Annotated in this window: 25 protein-coding genes; 13 read left to right on the top strand and 12 right to left on the bottom strand. The window is 68.0% G+C overall.

The window, feature by feature from the left end; all coding sequences use genetic code 11:
• Positions 1–10 precede the first annotated feature (10 nt).
• Together CFB50_RS14260 and xerD are read left to right on the top strand one after the other, a co-directional pair.
• Positions 11–478 (top strand): methylated-DNA--[protein]-cysteine S-methyltransferase, encoded by a 468-nt coding sequence (locus tag CFB50_RS14260; RefSeq protein WP_034190552.1) that lies wholly within the window; start codon positions 11–13, stop codon positions 476–478.
• Entirely contained in the window at positions 478–1,428 is a 951-nt protein-coding gene (gene xerD, locus CFB50_RS14255) for a site-specific tyrosine recombinase XerD (protein ID WP_089446289.1), read from the top strand. The genes CFB50_RS14260 and xerD overlap by 1 nt, the downstream gene beginning before the upstream one ends.
• A 48-nt stretch (positions 1,429–1,476) precedes the next feature.
• On the opposite strand, the gene CFB50_RS14250 is transcribed toward xerD, so the two are convergent.
• The gene (locus CFB50_RS14250; protein ID WP_089446288.1) at positions 1,477–3,039 is read right to left on the bottom strand and encodes a class I adenylate-forming enzyme family protein; all 1,563 of its coding nucleotides are present in this window, start codon (positions 3,037–3,039) and stop codon (positions 1,477–1,479) included.
• Between the two features lie 245 nt (positions 3,040–3,284).
• On the opposite strand from CFB50_RS14250, the gene ybaK reads away from it, so the two are divergent.
• On the top strand, positions 3,285–3,776 hold the full coding sequence (gene ybaK / locus CFB50_RS14245) for a Cys-tRNA(Pro) deacylase (protein ID WP_027789278.1): 492 nt from the start codon (positions 3,285–3,287) through the stop codon (positions 3,774–3,776).
• 108 nt (positions 3,777–3,884) lie between these two features.
• On the top strand, positions 3,885–4,523 hold the full coding sequence (plsY, locus tag CFB50_RS14240) for a glycerol-3-phosphate 1-O-acyltransferase PlsY (protein WP_089446287.1): 639 nt from the start codon (positions 3,885–3,887) through the stop codon (positions 4,521–4,523).
• Between the two features lie 79 nt (positions 4,524–4,602).
• Here the strand turns inward: plsY and CFB50_RS14235 are convergent, their stop codons facing one another.
• Complete coding sequence (locus CFB50_RS14235) at positions 4,603–5,088, bottom strand: YajQ family cyclic di-GMP-binding protein (protein ID WP_039368282.1); 486 nt, start codon at positions 5,086–5,088, stop codon at positions 4,603–4,605.
• Positions 5,089–5,225: 137 nt separating this feature from the next.
• Between CFB50_RS14235 and murB the strand changes: the two genes are divergently transcribed.
• Complete coding sequence (gene murB, locus CFB50_RS14230; protein WP_089446286.1) at positions 5,226–6,275, top strand: UDP-N-acetylmuramate dehydrogenase; 1,050 nt, start codon at positions 5,226–5,228, stop codon at positions 6,273–6,275.
• Between the two features lie 90 nt (positions 6,276–6,365).
• On the opposite strand, the gene argF is transcribed toward murB, so the two are convergent.
• A complete protein-coding gene (gene argF / locus CFB50_RS14225) occupies positions 6,366–7,295 on the bottom strand; it encodes an ornithine carbamoyltransferase (RefSeq protein ID WP_089446687.1) in 930 nt (309 codons plus the stop codon).
• A 413-nt stretch (positions 7,296–7,708) separates the two neighbouring features.
• On the opposite strand from argF, the gene CFB50_RS14215 reads away from it, so the two are divergent.
• Positions 7,709–8,029, top strand: coding sequence for a DUF3579 domain-containing protein (locus CFB50_RS14215; RefSeq protein WP_089426173.1), 321 nt, complete (start codon positions 7,709–7,711; stop codon positions 8,027–8,029).
• A gap of 351 nt (positions 8,030–8,380) precedes the next feature.
• On the opposite strand, the gene CFB50_RS14210 is transcribed toward CFB50_RS14215, so the two are convergent.
• Together CFB50_RS14210 and rpsT are read right to left on the bottom strand one after the other, a co-directional pair.
• Positions 8,381–9,406 (bottom strand): IS110 family transposase, encoded by a 1,026-nt coding sequence (locus CFB50_RS14210; protein WP_089445757.1) that lies wholly within the window; start codon positions 9,404–9,406, stop codon positions 8,381–8,383.
• Positions 9,407–9,549: 143 nt separating this feature from the next.
• Entirely contained in the window at positions 9,550–9,822 is a 273-nt protein-coding gene (rpsT, locus tag CFB50_RS14205; RefSeq protein WP_006482211.1) for a 30S ribosomal protein S20, read from the bottom strand.
• A gap of 304 nt (positions 9,823–10,126) precedes the next feature.
• Here rpsT and murJ point away from each other — a divergent pair, with 304 nt between their 5' ends.
• Positions 10,127–11,677 carry a murein biosynthesis integral membrane protein MurJ gene (gene murJ, locus CFB50_RS14200; protein WP_089446285.1) on the top strand — a complete coding sequence of 517 codons (1,551 nt, stop codon included), beginning with the start codon at positions 10,127–10,129 and terminating at the stop codon, positions 11,675–11,677.
• 8 nt (positions 11,678–11,685) lie between these two features.
• Complete coding sequence (locus CFB50_RS14195) at positions 11,686–12,528, top strand: SirB1 family protein (protein ID WP_089446686.1); 843 nt, start codon at positions 11,686–11,688, stop codon at positions 12,526–12,528.
• 64 nt (positions 12,529–12,592) lie between these two features.
• Here the strand turns inward: CFB50_RS14195 and CFB50_RS14190 are convergent, their stop codons facing one another.
• The 5 genes from CFB50_RS14190 to lpxK form a co-directional block, all read right to left on the bottom strand.
• A complete protein-coding gene (locus CFB50_RS14190; protein WP_089446284.1) occupies positions 12,593–13,351 on the bottom strand; it encodes an SDR family NAD(P)-dependent oxidoreductase in 759 nt (252 codons plus the stop codon).
• 283 nt (positions 13,352–13,634) lie between these two features.
• Positions 13,635–14,297, bottom strand: coding sequence for an adenylate kinase (gene adk, locus CFB50_RS14185; protein WP_011352990.1), 663 nt, complete (start codon positions 14,295–14,297; stop codon positions 13,635–13,637).
• A 208-nt stretch (positions 14,298–14,505) separates the two neighbouring features.
• Complete coding sequence (kdsB, locus tag CFB50_RS14180; RefSeq protein ID WP_069248686.1) at positions 14,506–15,291, bottom strand: 3-deoxy-manno-octulosonate cytidylyltransferase; 786 nt, start codon at positions 15,289–15,291, stop codon at positions 14,506–14,508.
• A 109-nt stretch (positions 15,292–15,400) separates the two neighbouring features.
• Complete coding sequence (locus tag CFB50_RS14175; protein ID WP_010090898.1) at positions 15,401–15,595, bottom strand: Trm112 family protein; 195 nt, start codon at positions 15,593–15,595, stop codon at positions 15,401–15,403.
• On the bottom strand, positions 15,576–16,604 hold the full coding sequence (lpxK, locus tag CFB50_RS14170) for a tetraacyldisaccharide 4'-kinase (RefSeq protein ID WP_069248685.1): 1,029 nt from the start codon (positions 16,602–16,604) through the stop codon (positions 15,576–15,578). The genes CFB50_RS14175 and lpxK overlap by 20 nt, the downstream gene beginning before the upstream one ends.
• A gap of 450 nt (positions 16,605–17,054) precedes the next feature.
• Here lpxK and xseA point away from each other — a divergent pair, with 450 nt between their 5' ends.
• Together xseA and sodB are read left to right on the top strand one after the other, a co-directional pair.
• The gene (gene xseA / locus CFB50_RS14165) at positions 17,055–18,437 is read left to right on the top strand and encodes an exodeoxyribonuclease VII large subunit (protein WP_089446283.1); all 1,383 of its coding nucleotides are present in this window, start codon (positions 17,055–17,057) and stop codon (positions 18,435–18,437) included.
• A gap of 231 nt (positions 18,438–18,668) precedes the next feature.
• Positions 18,669–19,247 carry a superoxide dismutase [Fe] gene (sodB, locus tag CFB50_RS14160; protein WP_011352986.1) on the top strand — a complete coding sequence of 193 codons (579 nt, stop codon included), beginning with the start codon at positions 18,669–18,671 and terminating at the stop codon, positions 19,245–19,247.
• 105 nt (positions 19,248–19,352) lie between these two features.
• Here the strand turns inward: sodB and chrA are convergent, their stop codons facing one another.
• On the bottom strand, positions 19,353–20,564 hold the full coding sequence (gene chrA / locus CFB50_RS14155; protein WP_089446282.1) for a chromate efflux transporter: 1,212 nt from the start codon (positions 20,562–20,564) through the stop codon (positions 19,353–19,355).
• 86 nt (positions 20,565–20,650) lie between these two features.
• On the bottom strand, positions 20,651–21,358 hold the full coding sequence (locus CFB50_RS14150) for a Crp/Fnr family transcriptional regulator (protein ID WP_089446281.1): 708 nt from the start codon (positions 21,356–21,358) through the stop codon (positions 20,651–20,653).
• Positions 21,359–21,439: 81 nt separating this feature from the next.
• On the opposite strand from CFB50_RS14150, the gene CFB50_RS14145 reads away from it, so the two are divergent.
• The 3 genes from CFB50_RS14145 (at position 21,440) to CFB50_RS14135 (ending at position 23,699) form a co-directional block, all read left to right on the top strand.
• Positions 21,440–21,964, top strand: a complete 525-nt coding sequence (locus CFB50_RS14145) for an Mpo1 family 2-hydroxy fatty acid dioxygenase (protein WP_089446280.1) — start codon at positions 21,440–21,442, stop codon at positions 21,962–21,964.
• On the top strand, positions 21,957–23,003 hold the full coding sequence (locus tag CFB50_RS14140; protein ID WP_089446685.1) for a 2-dehydropantoate 2-reductase: 1,047 nt from the start codon (positions 21,957–21,959) through the stop codon (positions 23,001–23,003). Before CFB50_RS14145 ends, CFB50_RS14140 begins: the two co-directional genes overlap by 8 nt.
• A 93-nt stretch (positions 23,004–23,096) precedes the next feature.
• A complete protein-coding gene (locus tag CFB50_RS14135) occupies positions 23,097–23,699 on the top strand; it encodes a methyltransferase domain-containing protein (protein WP_089446279.1) in 603 nt (200 codons plus the stop codon).
• Positions 23,700–23,718 lie beyond the last annotated feature (19 nt).

Raw genomic sequence — 23,718 nt, 5'->3', positions numbered from 1 at the left:
GGAGAGGGCCATGTTCAATGCAGTCATCGACGCGCCGTTCGGCAAGGTCGGCATCCGCACGGATGCCGCGGTGGTGCGCGAGATCGTCTATCTGCCCGAATCGGTGAAGTCGGTCGATCCGGATTCGCCGCTCGCGAAGCGCGCGGTCAAGCAGATCGAACGTTATTTCGAGCGTGCGTCGGCGCGCTTCGACCTGCCGCTCGCCGAAGTCGGCAGCGCGTTCCAGCACCGCGTGTGGGACGTGATCAGCGATATTCCGCCCGGCACGGTGCTGACCTACGGGCAGGTCGCGAAGCGGATCGGCAGCGCGCCGCGCGCGGTCGGCCAGGCATGCGGCGCGAACTACTTCCCGCTCGTGATCCCGTGCCATCGCGTCGTCGCGGCGGGTGGACTCGGCGGCTTCGCGAACCACGACGACAACGGTTATTACCAGAAAGTGAAGCGCTGGCTGCTGGCGCACGAAGGCGTGCCGTACTGATGAGTGAATCGCTGATGTCCCCCGAAGCCGACGGCGATGCCGTCGAGATGTCGCCCGCGTTGCTCGCGAGCCGCGCGTCGATCGACGTGTTTTGCGATGCGCTGTGGCTCGAGCACGGGCTTGCGCGCAACACGCTCGATGCGTATCGGCGCGATCTGGTGCTGTTTTCACAATGGCTGGCGGAGACGCACGACGCGTCGCTCGATTCGGTCGACGAAGCGATGGTGACGGGCTACATCGCCGCGCGCAGCGACGGCAAGGCGACGTCGTCGAACCGGCGGCTTTCCGTGTTCCGGCGCTATTACGGCTGGGCCGTGCGCGAGCATCGCGCGAGCGCCGACCCGACGCTGCGGATCCTGTCCGCGAAACAGGCCGCCCGGTTTCCGTCGACGCTGTCGGAGGCGCAGGTCGAGGCGCTGCTCGGTGCACCCGACGTCGGCACGCCGCTCGGCCTGCGCGATCGTACGATGCTCGAGCTGATGTATGCGAGCGGGCTGCGCGTGAGCGAGCTCGTGATGCTGAAGACCGTCGAGGTCGGGCTCAACGAGGGCGTCGTGCGCGTGATGGGCAAGGGCTCGAAGGAGCGGCTCGTGCCGTTCGGCGAAGTCGCGCAAGGGTGGATCGAGCGCTACCTGCGCGAGGCGCGGCCGGCGCTGCTCGGTGCGCGCGCGGCCGACGCGCTGTTCGTGACCGCGCGCGGCGACGGGATGACGCGCCAGCAGTTCTGGAACATCATCAAGCGCCACGCGCAGCACGCGGACGTGCGCGCGCACCTGTCGCCGCACACGCTGCGGCACGCGTTCGCGACGCACCTGCTGAACCATGGCGCCGACCTGCGTGTCGTGCAGCTGCTGCTCGGCCACAGCGATATCTCGACCACGCAGATCTATACGCACGTCGCGCGCGAGCGGTTGAAGACGTTGCACGCGGAACACCACCCGCGCGGTTAGCGCATCCGGCGCGGCGCCGCCCGCGCCACGTGCGACGGCCTGCCCAATTCAGACCAGCTCGCGCAACTTGTGCTTCAGCACCTTGCCGGTCGATGCGGCCGGCAGCGCGTCGAGTACGCGGATATGTGCGGGGCGTTTGTAAGGCGCGAGCCGCTCCGCACACCAGGCGTGCAATGCCGCTTCGTCCGCCGTCGCGCCGGGCACGAGCTCGACGAACGCGAGCACTTCCTCGTTGCCTTCGATCGCGCGGCCGATGACGGCCGCCTGCACGACGTCCGGATGCGCGTTCAGTACCTGCTCGACTTCGACCGGATAGACGTTGAAGCCCGACCGGATGATCAGCTCCTTGCTGCGGCCCGCGATCGTCACCGCGCCGTCCGCCTCCTGCCGCGCGAGATCGCCGGTGCTGAGCCAGCCGTCCGGCGACACGGCCGCGCGCGTGGCGTCCGCGTTGCGGTAGTAGCCGAGCATCACGTTCGGCCCGCGCACGCGGATCTCGCCGACTTCACCCGGCGGTACGTCGGTGCCGTCCGGCGCGACGATCCGCATCTCCACGCCGGGAATCGGCACGCCGACCGAGCTGTCGGTGCGCGGCGCGTCGAGCGGCGTCTGCGTGATCGTCGGGCTGCTTTCGGTCATCCCGTAGCCGTTGTGCAGCGGCACGCCGTACAGGCGCTCGACACGCGCCTTCAGGTTCGCGTCGAGCGGCGAGCCGCCCGAATACGCGAAGCGCAGGCGCGGTGCGCGCCACGCATGGCCGTGCGTGTGCAGGTGTTCGAGCAGCTTGGCGTGCATCGCGGGTACGCCCTGGAAGATCGTGACGCCTTCGTCGGCGAGCGCGACGCGCACGGCTTCGGGCGAGAAGCGCGGCGCGAGCCGCAGCGTCGCGCCCGCGTACAGGCTGCCGAGGCAGACCGACGCGAGCCCGTACACGTGCGACACGGGCAGCACCGTGTAGACGACGTCGTCGGGCGACACGCGGCGCAGCGTGCTCGACGTCGCCGCGATGAACAGCAGGTTGCGATGCGACAGCATCACGCCTTTCGGCGTGCCGGTCGTGCCGGTCGTGTAGATCAGCGCCGCGCATTGCGCGGCGCCGTCGGCGGCGACCGGTTCGCTCCGCGCGCTCGCGTCGACGTGGTACGACCATGCGCCGATGTCGACCGGCAGTGCGCCGGCGGGCGTTGCGGCGTACCGCGCGGCATGCGTGCGCGCGTCGGGCGATGCGTCGGTGGTGAACGCGATCAGCTTAGGCCGCGCATGCGCGGCGATCGCGTCGAGCTCGCCGGCGGACAACCGCGCGTTCGACACGAGTGCCCACGCGTCGAGGCGGGCGACTGCGAACAGCAGCACGATCTGCGCGATGCAGTTTTCGGCGACGATCATCACGCGATCGCCGCCTTGCACGCCGAGGTTGGCAAGCAGCGCGGCGGCCGCATCGACGGCCCGCGACAGGTCGCCGTACGACAGGCGGCGCGCGTCCTCGATCAGCGCCGGATGCGCGGGCGCCTGCGCGGCCCAGCGTGCGGGCACGTCGGCGATGCGGCGAGGCAGCGCGGCGAGCAGGGCGTCGACGTCGAGCGGCTCGGAAGAACGGAGGGACGAGAGCATGGCGTCTCCAGAAAAAGGGCGGGCGGCGGCTGACGAGGTTGGCGAACGATCGTGCCATGACGGCGCGCGCGCCACAATCGGCCATTCGGGCAATAGCGCTTCGCGATGTCCGCAATGATGATGGACGGAATCGTTGCGGCGCCGCAGCAGGCCGCCCGGCGAAAAAACGGGCCGCGAGTATACCGCCGGGCCGGCGCGAGGGCGTTATCGCGCGCGTGCCGGTCGTTCACCATTAAAATGCCGCCATGAGCAAATCCAGGCATGTGTCCGAAACCCCCGCGACCCAGTTGCTGCGCCGCCACGGCGTTGCGTTCGGCGAGCATCCGTACGACTACGTCGAGCACGGCGGCACCGGCGAATCGGCGCGCCAGCTCGGCGTCGACGAGCACAGCGTCGTGAAGACACTCGTGATGGAAGACGAGCACGCGAAGCCGCTGATCGTGCTGATGCACGGCGACCGCACCGTGTCGACGAAGAACCTCGCGCGGCAGATCGGCGCGAAGCGCGTCGAGCCGTGCAAGCCCGAGGTCGCGAACCGCCATTCGGGCTATCTCGTCGGCGGCACGTCGCCGTTCGGCACGCGCAAGACGATGCCCGTCTACGTCGAGGCGACGATCCTCGAGCTACCGACGATCTACCTGAACGGCGGGCGTCGCGGCTACCTCGTCAGCCTCGCGCCGGCCGTGCTCACGTCGCTGCTCGGCGCGCAACCCGTGCAGTGCGCCAGTGTCGACTGAGGGTTTCACCTTCGTGGCAGGCCGCGCGCGTTCGGTAGAATGGGCGCCGTTTCGGCGTGCCGCGCACAGCCGTCCCTTTACCGATACGTTGAAAGAAGAGTCCTCCGCATGCAGATCCTGCTCGCCGCCCTCGTTGCCTACCTGATCGGTTCGGTGTCATTCGCCGTCGTCGTCAGTGGCGCGATGGGCCTGGCCGACCCGCGTTCGTACGGGTCGAAGAATCCCGGCGCGACCAACGTGCTGCGCAGCGGCAACAAGAAGGCCGCGATCCTGACGCTCGTGGGCGATGCATTCAAGGGCTGGATTGCCGTCTGGCTCGCCCGGCGCTTCGGCCTGCCCGACGTCGCGGTCGCATGGGTCGCGATCGCCGTGTTCCTCGGCCACCTGTATCCGGTGTTCTTCCGCTTCCAGGGCGGCAAGGGCGTCGCGACCGCGGCCGGCGTGCTGCTCGCGGTGCACCCGGTGCTCGGGCTCGCGACCGCGCTGACCTGGCTGATCATCGCGTTCTTCTTCCGCTATTCGTCGCTCGCGGCGCTGGTGGCGGCCGTGTTCGCGCCGGTGTTCGACGTGTTCCTGTTCGGCACGGGCCACAACCCGGTCGCGTGGGCCGTGCTCGCAATGAGCGTGCTGCTCGTGTGGCGCCACCGCGGCAACATTTCGAAGCTGCTGGCGGGGCAGGAAAGCCGGATCGGCGACAAGAAGAAGGCGGCCGCGGATGGCGGCGCGCAGGACGGCGGGAAAGCCTGAGGAAGCGCGGCGCTTGGCCGCAGCCGGGCGCGCCGCGTGTGCGGGGCCCGGCGGGATGACGTGACGGATCGCCCGGCGATCAGTCGCGGAAGTTGTTGAAGTCGAGCGGCGTGTCGGTCACGTCCTTGCGCAGCATCGCGATCACGCTCTGCAGGTCGTCGCGCTTCGTGCCGTTCACGCGCACTGCGTCGCCCTGGATGCTCGCCTGCACCTTGATCTTGCTGTCCTTCACGAGGCGCACGATTTTCTTCGCGAGATCGCCGGTCACGCCTTTCTTCACGGTGACGATCTGCTTGACCTTGTCGCCGCCGATCTTCTCGACCTTGCCGTAGTCGAGGAAGCGCACGTCGACGTTGCGCTTGGCCAGCTTGCCGATCAGCACGTCCTTGACCTGGCCGAGCTTGAAATCGTCATCGGCGAACAGCGTCAGCTCGCGTTCCTTCTGCTCGACGCGCGCGTCGGAGCCCTTGAAGTCGAAGCGCGTCGAAATTTCCTTGTTCGACTGCTCGATGGCGTTCTTCACTTCGATCATGTTCGCTTCGGAAACGACGTCGAACGATGGCATGGCATTCCTCCCTTGAGATGCGGGCACCCGGCTCGCGCGCGGGCACTCGCTATAATTGCGGACTGTTTGCCATTTTACCGATGCCCCTCCGTTTGCCCAAGGCCGGCCATGCGCCGCCCGGGCGGACGTGACCGCGAATGCCGATGCCTCCTGACGATTCCACCCTGTCGCTGCTTCCCGACCATCCGCTCGCCGCGCACAACACGTTCGGCATCGCCGCGACCGCGCGCTTTGCCGCGCGCATTACGCACGCGTCGCAGTTCGAGGCGCTCCATCGCGACCCGCGCGTCGCGAACCTGCCGCAGCTGGTGCTCGGCGGCGGCAGCAACGTCGTGTTCACGCGCGACTTCGACGGCGTCGTGCTGCTCGACGAGATCGCGGGCCGCCGCGTCGTGCGCGAGGACGACGACGCGTGGTACGTCGAGGCCGGCGGCGGCGAGAACTGGCACGCATTCGTCGCATGGACGCTCGAGCACGGGATGGCGGGCCTCGAGAACCTCGCGCTGATTCCCGGCACGGTCGGCGCCGCGCCGATCCAGAACATCGGTGCGTACGGCCTCGAGATGAAGGCGTATTTCGACTCGCTGGTCGCGGTCGAGCTGGCGACGGGACGTAGCGAGCGCTTCGATGCCGCGCGCTGCGCGTTCGGCTATCGCGACAGCTTCTTCAAGCGGGAAGGGCGCGGCCGGTTCGCGATCGTGTCGGTGACGTTCCGGTTGCCGAAGCAATGGGCGCCGCGGCTCGGCTACGCGGACGTCACGCGCGAACTCGACGCACGCGGCATGGCAGCCGACGCGGCCACGGCGCGCGACGTGTTCGACGCGGTCGTCGCGATCCGCCGCGCGAAGCTGCCCGATCCGCTCGTCCTCGGCAACGCGGGCAGTTTCTTCAAGAATCCGGTGATCGATGCCGCGCAATTCGATGCGCTGCGCGCCCGCGCGCCGGAAGTCGTGTCGTATCCGCAGCCGGACGGGCAGGTCAAGCTCGCGGCCGGCTGGCTGATCGACCGCTGCGGCTGGAAGGGGCGCGCGCTGGGCGCGGCGGCCGTGCACGACCGCCAGGCGCTCGTGCTCGTCAATCGCGGCGGCGCGACGGGTGCCGACGTGCTCGCGCTGGCGCAGGCGATCCAGGCCGACGTACGCGCACGTTTCGGCGTCGAACTCGAGCCCGAACCGGTCTGCCTGTAACGCGGGTTTGGCGCAGCTTTTCTCGCGCCCAAACAAAAAGCGCCGATCGTCGATCGGCGCTTTTTTCATGGATGGCCCGTTGCCGGCGCGTCAGTGCTTGAGGCGGCCGAGCAGCAGGAACTCCATCAGTGCCTTCTGCACGTGCAGGCGGTTTTCCGCTTCGTCCCACACGACGCTTTGCGGGCCGTCGATCACGCCGGCCGTCACTTCCTCGCCGCGGTGCGCGGGCAGGCAGTGCATGAAGAGGGCGTCCGGGTTCGCGTGCCCCATCATTTCCTCGTCGACGCACCAGTCGGCGAACGCCTGCATGCGGGCCTCGTTCTCGGCCTCGAAGCCCATGCTCGTCCATACGTCGGTGGTGACGAGATCGGCGCCCTTGCACGCTTCGTTCGGATCGTCGAACACTTCGTAGAACGGCGCGCTGTCGGGCGATACGAGCTTCATGTCGAGCGCGTAGCCGGGCGGCGTGGACAGGCGCAGCTTGAAGCCGAGGATCTGCGCGGCTTCGATCCACGTGTAGAGCATGTTGTTCGCATCGCCGACCCACGCGACGGTCTTGCCGGCGATCGGGCCGCGGTGCTCGTAATACGTGAAGATGTCGGCGAGCACCTGGCACGGGTGGTACTCGTTCGTCAGGCCGTTGATCACCGGCACGCGGGAATTGTCCGCGAAGCGCTTGATGACGTCCTGCTCGAACGTGCGGATCATGATGATGTCGACCATCCGCGAGATGACCTGCGCGGAATCCTCGACGGGCTCGCCGCGGCCGAGCTGCGTGTCGCGCGTGCTCATGAAGACGGCATGGCCGCCGAGCTGGAAGATCCCGGCTTCGAACGACAGGCGCGTGCGCGTCGAGCTCTTCTCGAAGATCATCGCGAGCGTGCGGTCGTGCAGCGGGTGATAGGTCTCGTAGTTCTTGAACTTGCGCTTCAGGATACCCGTGCGTTCGAGCACGTACTCGTAGTCTTCCAGCGAGAAATCCTTGAACTGCAGGTAGTGACGAATGGTTTTGGCGGTCATGAAGCGAAATGCGGCGGGTTGCACCCGGCAGCAAGGCCGGACGGCGCCGCCGTCGGGTGTGGATAACTCAAAGCAGCATAAAGGATTTTCTGTGCTTTGACGAGCCGCGGAAAGAACCGGGGCTCGATCGCCGCGCGCGGCAAGCGACGCAGGAGGAGGGGTGTCGGGACGGCGCGCGATGGCGCGCTGCGGTATAATCCAAAAGTTTTCTCCAGCCCGGCAGGCAAGCCTTTTAGCGCTCTGCCGGACACAAGCCGTGCGCTGCACAAATCCGGTGCAGTCCGCCGGTGGCGCGCACCGACGTCCCGTTTTCGGGATATCGGACTGCTTGTGCCGCCGTCCGTTTCAGCTTTGTGTTCGCGTATCCAGGCGCCGTTGTCTGGACATCGCCGGGCCGTCACTTGGGTACCCACATGGCTGAAACCCCTCCGACCGAATTCTTCATCCAGGGCATCACGAAAGACGGGAAAAAGTTTCGCCCGAGCGACTGGTCGGAACGTCTGGCCGGTGTGATGGCCTGCTTCGGGCCGGGGGCGAGCGGGCGGAACGCGCGTCTCCAGTATTCGCTCTACGTGCGTCCGACGATGCTCGGCGACCTGAAATGCGTGATCCTCGATTCCCGGCTGCGCGACGTCGAGCCGATGGCGTTCGATTTCGTGCTGAATTTCGCGAAGGACAACAACCTCGTCGTGACCGAGGCGTGCGAACTGCCGGACTACGACGCGAAGAAGTGATGCCGGCGCGGGCGAGGGCGCTTGCCGCGCCCGCCCTCGTGGCAACTGTCGTCGGCTGGCAGGATGCGCCGGCGACAGGCAACAAAAATCTATGGTCAGCCCGATTTTTGCAAGCGAGGCAGTGTTGACCTAAAGTGGACTTGCTCGAATCTATCCGGGGTCGCGGATGGGAAAGATCCCGCCCCATGATGGGAGCCGCGCCGGGCAAACCTCAAAAAGCCCACAGCATTGAGGTGCTGTTTTTTGTGTCAGGTTACTTGCCCGGCCGTTGAGTCGTTTATGCCTTCACGTATCTCGCGTCGCAAAACCAGAGGTGACTACTGAAGCTGAAGCCGTAAGCGATAGGAAGCGTCAGACTGAGGGAACAGCCTCGATGCTCCGGTAGTGTGTCCCTTTGGCGAGGATGGCCCAGGCGATCCTCGCCAGTTTGTTGGCCAGGGCACAGGCCACCACGTTCGAGTGTCGTCGCGCCAACAGGCTGCGAATCCAGACGCCCAATGCATCCGTGCGGTGCTCGATGCGCTGCATGATGGCCCGCGCACATTGCACCAGCAGCCGTCGCAGTTCCTTGTCGCCACGCTTGCTGATGCCCAGTAGCGTTGGTTTGCCGCCGGTGCTGTACTGCCGCGGCACCAGACCGACCGAAGCTGCAAACTGCCTTGCTGAGCCATATTGCTGGGCATCGCCCAACTCTGACATCAACACGCTGGCGGTCATCGGGCCAATGCCAGGAATCTCGAGCAGTCGTTCGCTGCGTTCATCCTCGTGTAGCTGGGTAAGCAACTCACGTTCGAGCTGGTGGATCTGCTCGTCCAGATACCTGAAGTGCGCCTGCAAACGTTCGAGCACGACCACCAGCCTCGGCGGCAACGATTCTGCCTCGAGCACGGCAGGCAGTCGCCGGATCACTGCCATGCCGCGCGGCAAGCTGATACCGAACTCCAACAGAAACGCATGAATCTGATTGATCGTGCCGGTGCGGTCACGCACCAGCCGCTCGCGCACACGGTGCAAGGCTGAAACGATCTGCTGGGCTTCGTTGTGCGGGCTCACGAAACGCATGCTCGAACGAGCGGCTGCTTCGCAGATCGCCTGGGCGTCCGCGAAATCGTTCTTGTTGCCTTGCCGGAACGGTTTGACGAATTGCGGAGAAATCAGCTTGGCCTCATGGCCCAGCGCTTGAAGTCGACGTGCGATCCAGTGAGCACCGGCGCAGGCCTCCATGACCACAATACAACGCGGAAAATTGCCCAGCAGCGTGAACATCTGGCTACGCGTGAGCTTTTTACGGAACACCATCCTGCCTGACGCATCCTGTCCATGCAGGTGGAAGCAGTGCTTGCCGAGATCGATTCCGATCAGCGATACCGTGTCCATGATGGCCCTCCAGAAGGACAAAATCCTCACTCAGCGTAGTCCACTGAGTGAGGATCGGGCTGACCATCCTATTAAGCCCGCCTAGGCGGGCTTTTTTGCGATCGCAGGAAACAGGAACGCCCGCGTGAGCGGGCGCACCGGATTTACGCTGCTGCCTGCAGACCCTTGACGGCTGCGGCCAGGCGGCTCTTGCTGCGAGCGGCCTTGTTCTTGTGAACGATCTTCTTGTCGGCGATCGTGTCGATCGTCTTCACGGCAGCCTTGAACAGCTCGGCAGCCTTTGCCTGGTCGCCGGCTTCAACAGCCTTGCGAACCGACTTGATCGCGGTACGGAATTTCGAGCGCAGCGCCGAGTTGTGCGAGTTTGCCTTCGCGGCCTGGCGGGCGCGCTTGCGTGCTTGTGCGGAGTTAGCCATGACGGTTCCTTATCCTGTCCTGTTTCCAGAGCTTGGAGCCTGACGGCCAAGCGCTGCTTTTCGATCCGTCCCCTGAGAACGATTGCCCAGGGGCGCATAAAAAAACGGTGATTTTAACCGAGGCAGGGACATGAAAACGGCAGTTGCCGTGCATGTACGAGCCCAGAAACCGGCGATTATAGCAACAAAATCAAGCGCGTGGCAAGTTCAACGTGACACCCGCCGAGGAGGGCGCCGGACGCGTGCGCGCTTTTCGGCATCGGCCGCTGGCCGGGCCACGCAACGTCCGTATAATAAGCGCCCCATGAATCTATTCCGAGCCCTGCTGACGGTCAGCGGCTTCACGCTGCTGTCGCGCGTGACCGGACTGGCCCGCGAGACGCTGATCGCCCGTGCGTTCGGCGCCAGTCAATACACCGACGCGTTCTACGTCGCCTTCCGTATCCCGAACCTGCTGCGCCGCCTGTCTGCCGAAGGCGCGTTCTCGCAGGCGTTCGTGCCGATCCTTGCCGAGTTCAAGAACCAGCAGGGGCATGACGCGACGAAAGCGCTCGTCGACGCGATGTCCACCGTGCTTGCGTGGGCGCTTGCCGCGCTGTCGGTGGTCGGGATCGCCGGCGCATCGTGGGTCGTGTTCGCCGTCGCGTCCGGCCTGCACACCGACGGGCAGGCGTTCCCGCTCGCGGTCACGATGACGCGGATCATGTTCCCGTACATCGTGTTCATCTCGCTGACGACGCTCGCCTCCGGCGTGCTGAACACGTACAAGAGCTTCTCGCTGCCCGCGTTCGCGCCGGTGCTGCTCAACGTCGCGTTCATCGCCGCGGCCGTGTTCGTCGCGCCGCACCTGAAGGTGCCGGTGTTCGCGCTCGCGTGGGCCGTCATCGTCGGCGGCGTGCTGCAGTTCCTCGTGCAGTTGCCGGGCCTGAAGAAGATCGACATGGTGCCGCTGATCGGCCTCAACCCGCTGCGTGCGTTGCGCCACCCGGGCGTGAAGCGCGTGCTCGCGAAGATGGTGCCCGCGACGTTCGCGGTGTCGGTCGCGCAACTGTCGCTGATCATCAACACCAACATCGCGTCGCGGCTCGGGCAGGGCGCCGTGTCGTGGATCAACTACGCCGACCGCCTGATGGAATTCCCGACGGCGCTGCTCGGCGTCGCGCTCGGCACGATCCTGCTGCCGAGCCTGTCGAAGGCGCACGTCGATGCCGATTCGCACGAGTATTCGGCGCTGCTCGACTGGGGCCTGCGCGTCACGTTCCTGCTCGCGGCGCCGAGTGCGCTCGCGCTGTTCTTCTTCGCGACGCCGCTCACCGCGACCCTGTTCAACTACGGCAAGTTCGACGCGCACACCGTCACGATGGTCGCGCGCGCGCTGGCGACCTACGGGATCGGCCTCGTCGGCATCATCCTGATTAAGATCCTCGCGCCGGGCTTCTATGCGAAGCAGGACATCAAGACGCCCGTGAAGATCGCGATCGGCGTACTGATCGTCACGCAGATCTCGAACTACGTGTTTGTGCCGCTGATCGGCCACGCGGGCCTGACGCTGAGCATCGGCGTCGGCGCGTGCCTGAACTCGCTGCTGCTGTTCATCGGGCTGCGCAAGCGCGGCATCTACCAGCCGTCGCCGGGCTGGCTGCGCTTCTTCGTGCAGCTGATCGGCGCGGCGCTCGTGCTCGCCGGCCTGATGCACTGGCTGTCGATCAGCTTCGACTGGACCGGGATGCGTGCGCAGCCGCTCGATCGCATTGCGCTGATGGCCGCGTGCCTCGTGCTGTTCGCTGCACTATATTTCGGTATGTTGTGGGTGATGGGCTTCAAATACGCTTATTTCAGAAGGCGCGCCAAGTGACGACCGCAATGACCCGCGTCCTCGACTACTTCAGCACGCTCGTGGCAGACGACGACAGCCTGCCCGTCACGGAAGCGGCGCTGTCGCTGGCGCAGGACGCGTATCCCGACCTCGACCTGCAGGGCACGCTGGCCGAACTCGACATGCTGGCCGCGCGGCTGCGCCGGCGGCTCACGGACGATGCGGACCTGAAGGGCCGCGTCGCCGCACTGAACGATTTCTTCTTCCGCGAGCTCGGCTTCGCGTGCAATCACAACGACTACTACGACCCCGATAACAGCCACCTGAACGCCGTGCTGAAGCGGCGGCGCGGGATCCCGATCTCGCTGTCGGTGCTGTACCTGGAGCTCGCCGAGCAGATCGGCGTGCCGGCGCGCGGCGTGTCGTTCCCCGGCCACTTCCTGTTGCGCGTCACGCTGCCGGACGGCGACCTGATCATCGATCCGGCCAACGGCCATTCGCTGTCCGAAGCCGAGATGGTCGAGATGCTCGAGCCGTATGTCGCGCGTGCGGCCGGTGCGGTCGACAGCGCGTTGCGCGCGCTGCTGCAGCCGGCGACGAGCCGCGAGATCATCGCGCGGATGCTGCGCAACCTGAAGACGATCTATCTTCAGACGGAACGCTGGCAGCGCCTGCTCGCGGTACAGCAGCGGCTCGTGATCCTGTTGCCCGAGCACGTCGATGAAGTCCGCGACCGCGGATTCGCGTATGCGCGGCTCGATTACCTGCGCCCCGCGCTGGAGGATCTCGAGCAGTATCTCGGCGAGCGGCCGGACGCGGACGACGCCACCGTCGTCGAGTCGCAGGTGACCGAATTGCGGCAGCGGATGCAGCGCGACGGCGAGGACTGAGCCATCGCCACGCTGCCGGAACCCTGAATGAAAAGACGCCCGCATCGCGGGCGTTTTTTTGTGCCTATTTCGGCTGCATCCGGATCGCGCCGTCGAGGCGGATCACTTCGCCGTTGAGCATCGGGTTCTCGACGATCTGGCGTACCAGCAGCGCGTATTCGGCCGGTTTGCCGAGCCGCGGCGGGAACGGCACCATCGCGCCGAGCGCGTCCTGCACGTCCTGCGGCATGCCGAGCAGCATCGGCGTCTCGAACAGGCCGGGCGCGATCGTCATCACGCGGATGCCGCTGCGCGACAGGTCGCGCGCGATCGGCAGCGTCATGCCCGCGACGCCGGCTTTCGACGCCGCGTACGCGGCGTGGCCGATCTGCCCGTCGAACGCGGCAACCGACGCGGTGCTGACGATCACGCCGCGCTCCCCGTCCGCGGTCGGCGCGGTGGCAGCCATCGCGGCGGCCGCGAGCCGGATCATGTTGAACGTGCCCACGAGGTTCACGTTGATCGTCTTCACGAACACGTCGAGCGGATGCGCGCCGTCCTTGCCGACGGTCTTCGCGGCGGGCGCGATGCCTGCGCAATTCACGAGGCCGCGCAGCGTGCCGGCTTGCGTCGCCGCGCCGACGGCCGCCTGCGCGTCGGCTTCGCTCGACACGTCGCAGTGCACGAAGATGCCGCCCAGCTCGGTCGCGAGCGCGGTGCCCGCCGCGTCGTTCAGGTCGGCGAGCACGACCGTGCCGCCTGCCTGCGCAAGCATCCGCGCCGTGCCGGCGCCGAGGCCCGATGCGCCGCCCGTGATCAGAAACACGTTGCCGCGAATATCCATGACTGTCTCCGTTGTTGAGCGCCCCTGACGCTTCAGTGCTCAGGGGCGGGCCCATCCAAAGTGGTCGAGCGCTGTTGGCGTTGCGGCGCTGGCTGCGGTGCCGCGCAAAGCGGTTGTATGGTTCGATGTCGTGCGATCGGTTGAAATGCCGGCGCCCGGGTAAAGGGAGCGCCCGCACCCGACCGATTGTACGGGGCGCTCTCGAACCCTCCTCGGTTTCCTGCGATGAACCAAAAAAAAAAGCCGCCCGGAAAGGGCGGCTTGCGGGTGCGCGATGCGCTGCTTACTTCAGTGCGCCAAACGCGCGTTCGCGGATTTCCTCGACGCTGCCGAGGCCCGAGATCTTGCGATACTGCGGTGCCTTCAGGCCGTTTTCCTCGCCCCGCTGCGCCCAGTCGCCGTAGTACGTGATCAGCGGCTTGGTCTGCGCTTCGTACACTTCGAGGCGCTTCTTGACGGTTTCTTCCTTGTCGTCGTCGCGCTGGATCAGCGGTTCGCCCGTCACGTCGTCGTGGCCTTCGACCTTCGGCGGGTTGAACTTGACGTGGTATGTGCGGCCCGATGCCGGGTGCGTGCGGCGACCGCTCATGCGCTCGATGATTTCCGAGAACGGCACGTCGATCTCGAGCACGTAGTCGATCGCGACGCCGGCTTCCTTCATCGCGTCAGCCTGCGCGATCGTGCGCGGGAAACCGTCGAACAGATAGCCGTTCGCGCAGTCGGATTCCTTCAGGCGCTCCTTGACGAGGCCGATGATCAGCGCGTCCGGTACGAGCTTGCCGGCGTCCATGTAGCCCTTCGCCTCGACGCCGAGCGGCGTGCCGGCCTTCACGGCCGCGCGCAGCATGTCGCCCGTCGAGATTTGCGGGATGCCGAATTTTTCCTTGATGAAGTTTGCCTGGGTGCCCTTTCCCGCGCCGGGCGCGCCCAACAGGATCAAACGCATGGTGATATCTCCAGTATGTAGATTCGTGTGGCGAGACGAAAAAAAGCGCCGGCGACGGTGTGCGCGGGGCTTGCCTGGCGCGTGGCGGACCGGTCTGATGCGGCGCGTCGGGTTGGGCGACGCGCGGCTGCCGGCGGGCCGCGGGCGGGGTCAAGCGAGGACGCGCTGGTCGCGGACGGCTCGCACAATCGCCTGATTATGCCACGGGTTATTTTGATGACGGCTGAAAAAGGGCCTGCACGCGTGCGAGATCGGCCGGCGTGTCGATTCCGGCTTCCGGCGCGGACTCGGTGATCAGCACGGCAATGCGCTCGCCGTGCCAGAGCGCGCGCAGCTGTTCGAGCTGCTCGGCCTGTTCGATCGGCGCCTGCGCGAGCGTCGGATAGGTGCGCAGGAAACGCGCGCGATAGGCATAGAGGCCGATGTGCCGGTAGACCGGGAAGGCCGGTGCAGGCAGGGCCGCGACGTCGGGCCAGTGCGGCTGGTACGCATCCCGGCTCCACGGAATCGGCGCGCGCGAGAAGTACAGCGCGACGCTCTGCGCGTCGAGCGCGACCTTCACCACGTTCGGGTTGAACACGTCGGCCGCATCGTGGATCGGGTGGGCGGCCGTCGCAATCGCGCAGGCCGGATGCGCGGCGAGGTGCGACGCTACGTCGCGCACGAGCACGGGGTCGATCAGCGGCTCGTCGCCCTGTACGTTGACGACGACGGTGTCGTCGCTCCACCCGAACGTCGCCGCGACTTCCGCGAGCCGGTCGGTGCCGGACGGATGGTCGGCGCGTGTCAGCACCGCTTCGAAGCCGTGATCGCGGGCCGCATCGAGCACGCTCTGTGCGTCGGACGCAACCAGCACCTGCTGCGCGCCTGCTTCGCGCGCGCGCTCGGCGACGCGCACGACCATCGGCTTGCCGCCGAGATCGGCGAGCGGCTTGTTGGGGAGCCGCGTCGACGCGAGCCGGGCGGGAATGACGGCGATGAAGGGTTGAGTCATCGGGGAGGCGGTGAGAAGAACGGAGCGGGCGGCGCGTCGGGTGCGGGCCGCCCGGCGGGTTCGGCGCCCTCGCAGCGGATACGCCGCGGCGAGGGCCGGGTCGGGCGGCTTAGCGGCCGGCCGGGTCGACCGGCGTGCCTTCGACGGTCTGGCGCGCCTCGTCGACCAGCATCACGGGGATGCCGTCGCGGATCGGGTAGGCGAGCTTGTCCGCATTGCAGATCAGCTCCTGCGCGGCACGGTCATAGTGGAGCGGGCCTTTGCAGATAGGGCACACAAGGATTTCAAGCAGGCGAGCGTCCACGGAGTTTCTCCACAACGAGGGCAATGAGGCGAGGGTCGAGCGCGGCTTCGACGGGGACCACCCACAGTCGGGCGTCGCGCCAGGAAGCGCCCAATTTTACTGCATCCTTCTCGGTGATCAGGATCGCATCGACGGCGTCGTCGACGAATGGATTGTCGGCGAACGCGTAGTGGTCGGGCAGCGCGCGCGTGGCCGGCGCGAGACCGGCCGCGCGCAGCGTCGCGAAGAAGCGTTCCGGCGCGCCGATGCCGGCCGCGGCGAGCACGCGCTCGTGCGCGAATTGCGACAGCGGGCGGCGCAGCGCGGGCTGGTCGAGGTGCCACGCGGCGCCCGGTGTGAGCGCGAGCGAATAGGTGTCGGGCCACGGCGGCAGCGCGCCGCTGTACGGATCGTTGACGAGCGTGGCGTCGCGGTGCCGCGACAGCGGTTCGCGCAACGGCCCGGCCGGCAGCAGGAAGCCGTTGCCGCCGAGCCGGTGGTCGAACACGACGAGCTCGACCGTGCGCGCGAGGCGGTAGTGCTGCAGGCCGTCGTCGCTGACGATCACGTCGACGTCCGGATGCGCGGCGCGCAGCGCCTGCGCGGCCGCGACGCGATCCGGGCAGACCCAGACGGGTGCGCCGGTGCGGCGTGCGATCAGGAGCGGTTCGTCGCCGCCCGCGCTGGCGCGCGACGCGGGCGTGACGGCGGTCGGCGCCTTCACGTTCGCACCGTAGCCGCGCGACACGATGCCGGGCGTGAAGCCGGCCGCGCGCAACGCGTCGACGAGTGCGATCACGGTCGGCGTCTTGCCGGTGCCGCCGACGGTCACGTTGCCGACCACGACGACGGGCACGCCGACGTCGACCGGTTTCTTCCAGCCCTGCGCGTAGGCGGTGCGCCGCAGCGCCGCGCACAGGCCGAACACGCAGGCGAACGGCGTGAGCGCCCACGCGAGCGCGCCGCGGCGCTGCCATTCGCGCGTCAGGCGGGCTTCGAGCCGGGCGAGCGGGCCGTCGGGCGCGCTCATCGGGCCGGGCGCGGCATCTCGTGCGCCGCGTCGTGGGACGGATTCGTCAAGGCGGATTCTCCGTTGGGCGGCGCATGCCGCGGGGTCTGCGGAAGGCGGCACTCTAGCGCGCCGCAGGCGGGCGCGGCAAGCGCGACCGGCAGCCGCAGCCTGCGGGGCCGGATCGTGGCGGCTTGTGGATAACTCTGTGAAAAACTCCTCGTTCGATGGCGTCAAACGCCCGCCGGGTGGGCCTCGAATCGGATGAGAATCATTCAGAAAGATTTAAAAATGTATAAAAATCAATGTGTTGGAGAGAATTGTCTGGATTTTTCAGCGGTTTTCACGCGTTTTGGGCCGATGATTGCCAAAGTGTGGACACCTTCCGAACGTCACGGGACATGCGCCCGGCGCTGGACGTCGCGCGCGTGTCGGACTATCGTGTCGCCGCCAGCATTCATCCGATCGTCCATGCCTTCCGACTCCCCATTTGCCGCACCGGGCGCGACCCGCGGCGGCGACGAAGTGATTCCCGTTTCGGCGCTCAATCGCGCGATTTCGACGATGCTCGAGCGCTCGTTTCCGCTGCTGTGGATTTCGGGCGAAGTGTCGAATTTCACGCGCGCCGCAAGCGGCCACTGGTATTTCTCGATCAAGGACCAGCAGGCGCAGATGCGCTGCGTGATGTTCCGCGGCCGCGCGCAATACGCGGAGTTCACGCCGCGCGAAGGTGACCGGATCGAGGTGCGCGCGGTCGTCACGATGTACGAGCCGCGCGGCGAAGTGCAGCTCAACGTCGAGGCCGTGCGGCGCACCGGGCAGGGGCGCCTGTACGAGGCGTTCCTGCGGCTGAAGGCGCAGCTCGAAAGCGAAGGGCTGTTCGCGCCTGAGCGCAAGCGGCCGCTGCCGGCCCATCCGCGCGCGATCGGCATCGTCACGTCGCTGCAGGCGGCGGCGCTGCGCGACGTGCTGACCACGCTCGCCCGTCGCGCGCCGCACATTCCGGTGATCGTCTATCCGGCGCCCGTGCAGGGTGCGGGTTCCGCCGAAAAGCTCGTCGCCGCCGTCGAGACCGCGAATGCGCGCCGCGAGGTCGACGTGCTGCTGGTCTGTCGCGGCGGCGGCTCGATCGAGGATCTGTGGTCGTTCAACGACGAGGCGCTGGCGCGTGCGATCGCGGCGAGCGAGCTGCCGGTCGTCAGCGGCGTCGGGCACGAAACCGATTTCACGATCGCGGACTTCGCGGCCGACGTGCGTGCACCGACGCCGACCGGTGCCGCCGAGCTGGCGAGCCCGCAGCGCGCGCTGCTGCTGCGCGAGGTCGGCGAGCGCCAGCGCGCGCTCGCGCGGGGCATGGAGCGCCGGCTCGAACAGCGCGCGCAGCAGCTCGACTGGCTCGCGCGCCGGCTGGTGAGCCCGGCCGAGCGGCTGCAGCGGCAGCGCACGCACGTCGAGCAGCTCGCGGTGCGGCTGGCGTCGGCGGCGTCGCGGCCGGTGCGCGACGCGCGCGCGCGGTTCGCGCTCGCGCAGTTGCGCTGGCAGCGCGCACGCCCCGATCCGTCGCAGGCGCGCCAGGTGCTCGCGGGGCTGTCGCAGCGTCTTGCGCTGGCCTTGCAGCGCCGTCACGAACGCGACACGGCTCGCGTGTCAGCCTGTGCGGCAAGGCTCGAGGTATTGAGCCCGCAGCGCACGCTCGAGCGCGGTTATGCGGCGCTGATCGATGCGCAGACGGGCCGCGCGGTGCGCACGCCGAACGCGCTGAAGCCGCAGCGCCGCCTGACCGTGCATCTCGCGGAAGGCTCGGCCGACGTGTCGATCGCCGACGTGCAGCCGCGGCTGACGGATACGATCTGACTTAAGCGAAGCGGCGCGAGCGAAACGAGCGTCGTCGCAGCACATGCATCGTGGCGGGAACGGATGCTGCGCATCGTCGGGTTCGTCCTGCCGGACGTTGCGCAAACATCGCTTTTCCGCATACCGCGGATAAATGGCCCGTGAGTTTGCGGGGTTATTCGTCCTCGCCTACAATCGGACGCTCGGCAGCATTCAACACAGCCTCCCTACATACTCAACGAAGGAATCGCCATGGCTCATACGCTCCCGCCGCTCCCGTACGCTGAAGACGCACTCGCGCCGACCATCTCGCTCGAGACGATCCAGTACCACTACGGCAAGCACCATCAGGCTTATGTGACGAACCTGAACAATCTGATCCCGGGCACGGAATTCGAAAACCTGTCGCTGGAAGAGATCGTGAAGAAGTCGTCGGGCGGCATCTTCAACAACGCCGCGCAAATCTGGAACCACACGTTCTTCTGGAACAGCCTGTCGCCGAACGGCGGCGGCGCACCGACGGGCGCGCTGGGCGACGCGATCAACGCGAAGTGGGGTTCGTACGACGCATTCAAGGAAGCTTTCACGAAGGCTGCAGTCGGCACGTTCGGCTCGGGCTGGGCATGGCTCGTGAAGAAGGCTGACGGTTCGCTCGACATCGTGTCGACGAGCAACGCAGCAACGCCGCTGACGACCGCCGACAAGGCACTGCTGACGATCGACGTGTGGGAACACGCGTACTACATCGACTACCGCAACGCACGTCCGAAGTTCGTCGAAGCGTTCTGGAACATCGTGAACTGGGACTTCGCAGCGAAGAACTTCGCGTAAGGTCCGGCGCCTGCGCGCCGCTACGGCGCGCGGCACCCAGCAAAAAGCCCTCGAAACGAGGGCTTTTTGTTTTTTGTCGCCTGCGAACGTGCCGCGCGTGCCCGATCAGGCCAGCAGGCCGAACCCCCACCCGAGCCCGGCGCTCGCGATCACGACGGCCCACGGCGGCACGCGCCAGAACACCAGCGCGACGAATGCGACGAGCGCGGCGGCCAGATCGCGCGGCGCCACGATCGTGTCGGTCCAGACCGGGTGATAGAGCGCGGCGACCAGCAGCCCGACGACGGCCGCGTTCACGCCTGCGAGCGCGGCCTGCATCCGCGTGCTGCGGCGCAGGCGCTCCCAGAACGGCGCGGTGCCGGCCACCAGCAGGAACGACGGCGCGAAGATCGACACCAGCGCGATCGTGCCGCCGAGCCAGCCGTTCGGCGCGTGGCGCAGCGACGCGCCGAGGAACGCCGAGAACGTGAACAGCGGCCCCGGCACGGCCTGCGCGACGCCATATCCGGCCAGGAACGCCGCATCGCCGACCCAGCCGGGTGCGACCACGGCCGCCTGCAGCAGCGGCAGCACCACGTGGCCGCCGCCGAACACGAGCGCACCCGTGCGGAAGAACGCATCGACGACGGCAAGCGTGTCGGAGCGCAGCGCGCGGGCAGCGAACGGCAGGACGACGAGGAGCGCCGCGAACAGCGCGAGCCACAGCACGCCCGCGCGAGGCGACACGTGCAGCGGCAACGGGTCGTGCGCGCCGCGTGCCGGCTGCGGCAGCAACACGAGGCCGGCCAACCCGGCCGCGACGATCACCGCAACCTGGGTCCACGCGGCCGGTGCGAGCAGCGCAACGCAGGCGGCCGCGGCCATCAGCGTGACGCGGCGCGCATCCGGGCACAGCGTGCGCGCCATGCCCCATACGGCTTGCGCGATCACGGCGACCGACACGATGCGCAGCCCGTGCAGTGCGCCGGCTTCGATCGGCGCGCCCGTTGCATGCACGCCGAGCGCGAACAGCATCATCAGCAGCGCCGACGGCAGCGTGAAGCCGAGCCATGCGGCGAACATGCCCGCGTAGCCGGCGCGCGCGAGGCCGATCGCCATCCCGACCTGGCTGCTCGCGGGCCCCGGCAGGAACTGGCACAGCCCGACGAGATCCGCGTACGTGCGCTCGGTGAGCCAGCCGCGCCGCGTGACGAATTCGGTGCGGAAGTAGCCGAGATGCGCGACCGGGCCGCCGAACGACGTGAGGCCGAGCCGCAGGAACGCGATGAACACCGGCCACGGATGGCGGGAGGGAGCGGAGGCGGTCGACGTGCTCAAGGCGGTGCGGGCGGAAGAACGGACGAGCCGCCACGATAGCGCATCGCGGTGACGGCGAGGAGGCCGCGTGGCGGTGGTGCTGAACCTCAGCGCATGCCGTCGGGCAACCCGCTCGCGCGCCGCAGCGCAGCGACGTCGACGAGCTCGATCGCGCCGACGTGCAGCCGCACGACGCCGTCGGCCTGCAGCGCCTTCAGCAACTGGTTGGTGGTCTGCCGCGTCAGCGACAGCATCGCCGCGAGTTTTTCCTGCGACAGCCGGATGCGGGTGCGGCCGGCGCTGATTCCGCCGTAGCCGTCGGCGATCATCAGCAGCCGGGCGGCGAGCCGCTGCGCGGCCGGCATCACGCTCATCGATTCGACGGTCAGGAAGCTCAGGCGCAGTTTCTGCGCCATCAGCAGCGCGAATTGCCGCCAGTATTGCGGCGTCGCATCGAGGATCGCGAGCAGCGCGGCCTGCGGGACGCGCAGCAGGAGCGCGTCGTCGAGGGCGATCGCGTCGTGCGTGCGCGGCTGGCCGTCGAACAGCGCGATTTCGCCGAACCAGGTGACGGGCTCGGCCACCGTCAGCAGCGCTTCCTTGCCCTGCGGGTCGACCGCACCTATCGTGAGTGAACCGGCCAGTACCGCGTACAGCCCGCATGGCGGGTCGCCGCGCCGGAACAACGCATGGCCGGCCGGCAGACGGCGCAGCGTCGCGTGCGCGATCAGGTCGGCGCGCAGCGCGGGCGGCAGCGCGGCGAACCACGGGTTCGCTTCGATCTGCGGCAGGTACGGGGCGAGCGAGGCAGGCATGGGCACGCGATGTCGGGTAGCTGACAGAGGTTCTCGGGCGTGACGCGCATCATAGCGCTCAATAACCGATCAGGAGACGCGATGAAGACCCTCGAAGACCATCTTTCCCAGTATGCGGCCTACCATCGCGACGCGCGCAACATCGCGACGCATCTGGTCGGCATTCCGATGATCGTGTTCGCGGTCGAGGTGCTGCTGTCGAGGCCGGCGCTCGGGATGCTGGCCGGCATCGCGCTGTCGCCGGCGCTGCTGCTGGCCGTCGCGTTCGCGGTGTTCTACCTGCGTCTCGACCTGCGGTTCGGGATAGTGATGACCGCACTGTTCGCGCTCGGCCTGTGGGCCGCACAGGCGCTCGCGTCGCTGCCGACCGCGCAATGGCTCGCGATCGGCATCGGCGCGTTCGTCGTCGGCTGGATCGTGCAGTTCGTCGGGCACTGGTTCGAGGGGCGCAAGCCCGCGTTCGTCGACGATCTGGTCGGCCTGATGGTCGGGCCGCTGTTCGTCGTTGCCGAGGTCGCGTTCTTCGCGGGGCTGCGCGGTGACGTGCGCCGCGAAGTCGAGCGTCGGGCCGGCCCCGTGCACGGCGGCGCGCATTCGCATGTCTGACACCCCGGTTTGCGTGTTCGGCGCGGGCGCCGTCGGCTGCTATCTCGGTGGCCGGCTTGCGGCGGCCGGCACGCATGTGACGCTCGTCGGCCGCGCACGGATCGGTGACGCGATTCATCGGCACGGGTTGACGCTGACTGACCAGCGCGGCTATCGCGCGACGCTCGCGCCGGCCGACGTCGTGTTCGAGACCGATCCGGCGGCTGCGGCCGCCGCGCGGCTCGTGCTCGTGGCGGTGAAATCGGCCGCGACGCGTGAGGCCGCGGTGCAGCTTGCCGGCGTGCTGCGGCCCGGCACGGTCGTGATCAGTTTCCAGAACGGCCTGCACAACGCCGACGTGCTGCGCGAAGCCCTGCCGCATGCCACCGTGCTGGCCGGCATGGTGCCGTTCAACGTGATCGAGCGCGAGCCCGGTGCGTTTCACCAGGGTTCGGCCGGTGCGCTGGCGGCCGAAGCCTCCCCCGCGCTGACGCCGTTCGCCGACGCATTCGCGCGCGCCGGGCTGCCGCTCGTGCTGCACCGCGACATGCGGGCCGTGCAATGGGCGAAGCTGCTGCTCAACCTGAACAACGCGGTCAACGCGCTCGCGAACCTGCCGCTGCGCGACGAACTCGCGCAACGTGCGTACCGGCGCTGTGTTGCGCTTGCGCAGCGCGAAGCGCTGCACTGGCTGGCGCGGGCCGCGATCCGGCCCGCGCGGCTGACGCCGTTGCCGGCCGGGTGGCTCCCGGCCGTGCTCGACTTGCCCGATCCGGCGTTTCGCGTGCTCGGCGGCCGGATGCTCGCGATCGACCCGCTCGCGCGTTCGTCGATGTCCGACGATCTTGCGGCGGGGCGGGCGACGGAAGTCGAGTGGATCAACGGCGAGGTCGTGCGGCTGGCCGCGCACTTCGGCGGGCACGCGCCCGTCAATGCGCGACTGTGCGCGCTCGTGCACGACACGGAACGTGCGGCGGCGCGCCCGGCCTGGCGCGGCGATGCGCTGTGGGCCGAACTGACCGCGCAGGCGCCGCGCGCGGGCGACGTGCGGGCCGCGTAGGGGCGACGCAGCCCGTCGCGCGAGGTGCCGCACGGGGGGCGCAACGGCTAAGATGCGGGGTGCGTCATACGACGCCTATGCGGAGCCGTCACCATGGTGGATCGCCCGACTCTCGATGCCTACGACGCCCATGCCGCGCAATACGCGCAGGACTGGCTCGACCAGGCTGCGCCCGACGACATGTACGCGCTGCTGGAGCAGCATTTCTCGCCGGGGCCGACCGCGGACGTCGGCTGCGGGGCCGGGCGCGATACGGCCTGGCTCGCGTCGCGCGGCTTCGACGTGCGCGGCTACGACGCGAGCGCCGCGCTGCTCGACGAGGCGCGACGCCGCCATCCGGATCTCACCTTCGAGCTGGCCGCCCTGCCGGTGCTGGCCGGCGTGCCGTCCGGCGCGTTTCGCAACGTGCTGTGCGAAACGGTCGTCATGCATCTCGAACAGGCGGAAGCGGCCGCCGCCGCCGCGCGGCTGGCCGACCTGCTGATGCCGGGCGGCACGTTGTACATGAGCTGGCGGGTGGCCGGAACCGGCGCGCTGCGCGACGAGCGCGGCCGCCTCTACACGCCGCTCGATTCGGCGCGGATGCGGGCGGCGCTGGGCGCCGGCACGCAGGTGATCGACGAGCACGAGGTCGTCAGCGCATCGTCCGGCAAGCGCGTGCACCGGCTGATCGTACGCAAGACCGTCGCCGCCTAGGTAAGGCGGTGCGGCGGCA

It is taken from the genome of Burkholderia sp. AU33423, from assembly GCF_002223135.1.
Lineage (GTDB): Bacteria > Pseudomonadota > Gammaproteobacteria > Burkholderiales > Burkholderiaceae > Burkholderia > Burkholderia lata_D.
This window is presented reverse-complemented; position numbering and strand designations above follow the sequence as displayed.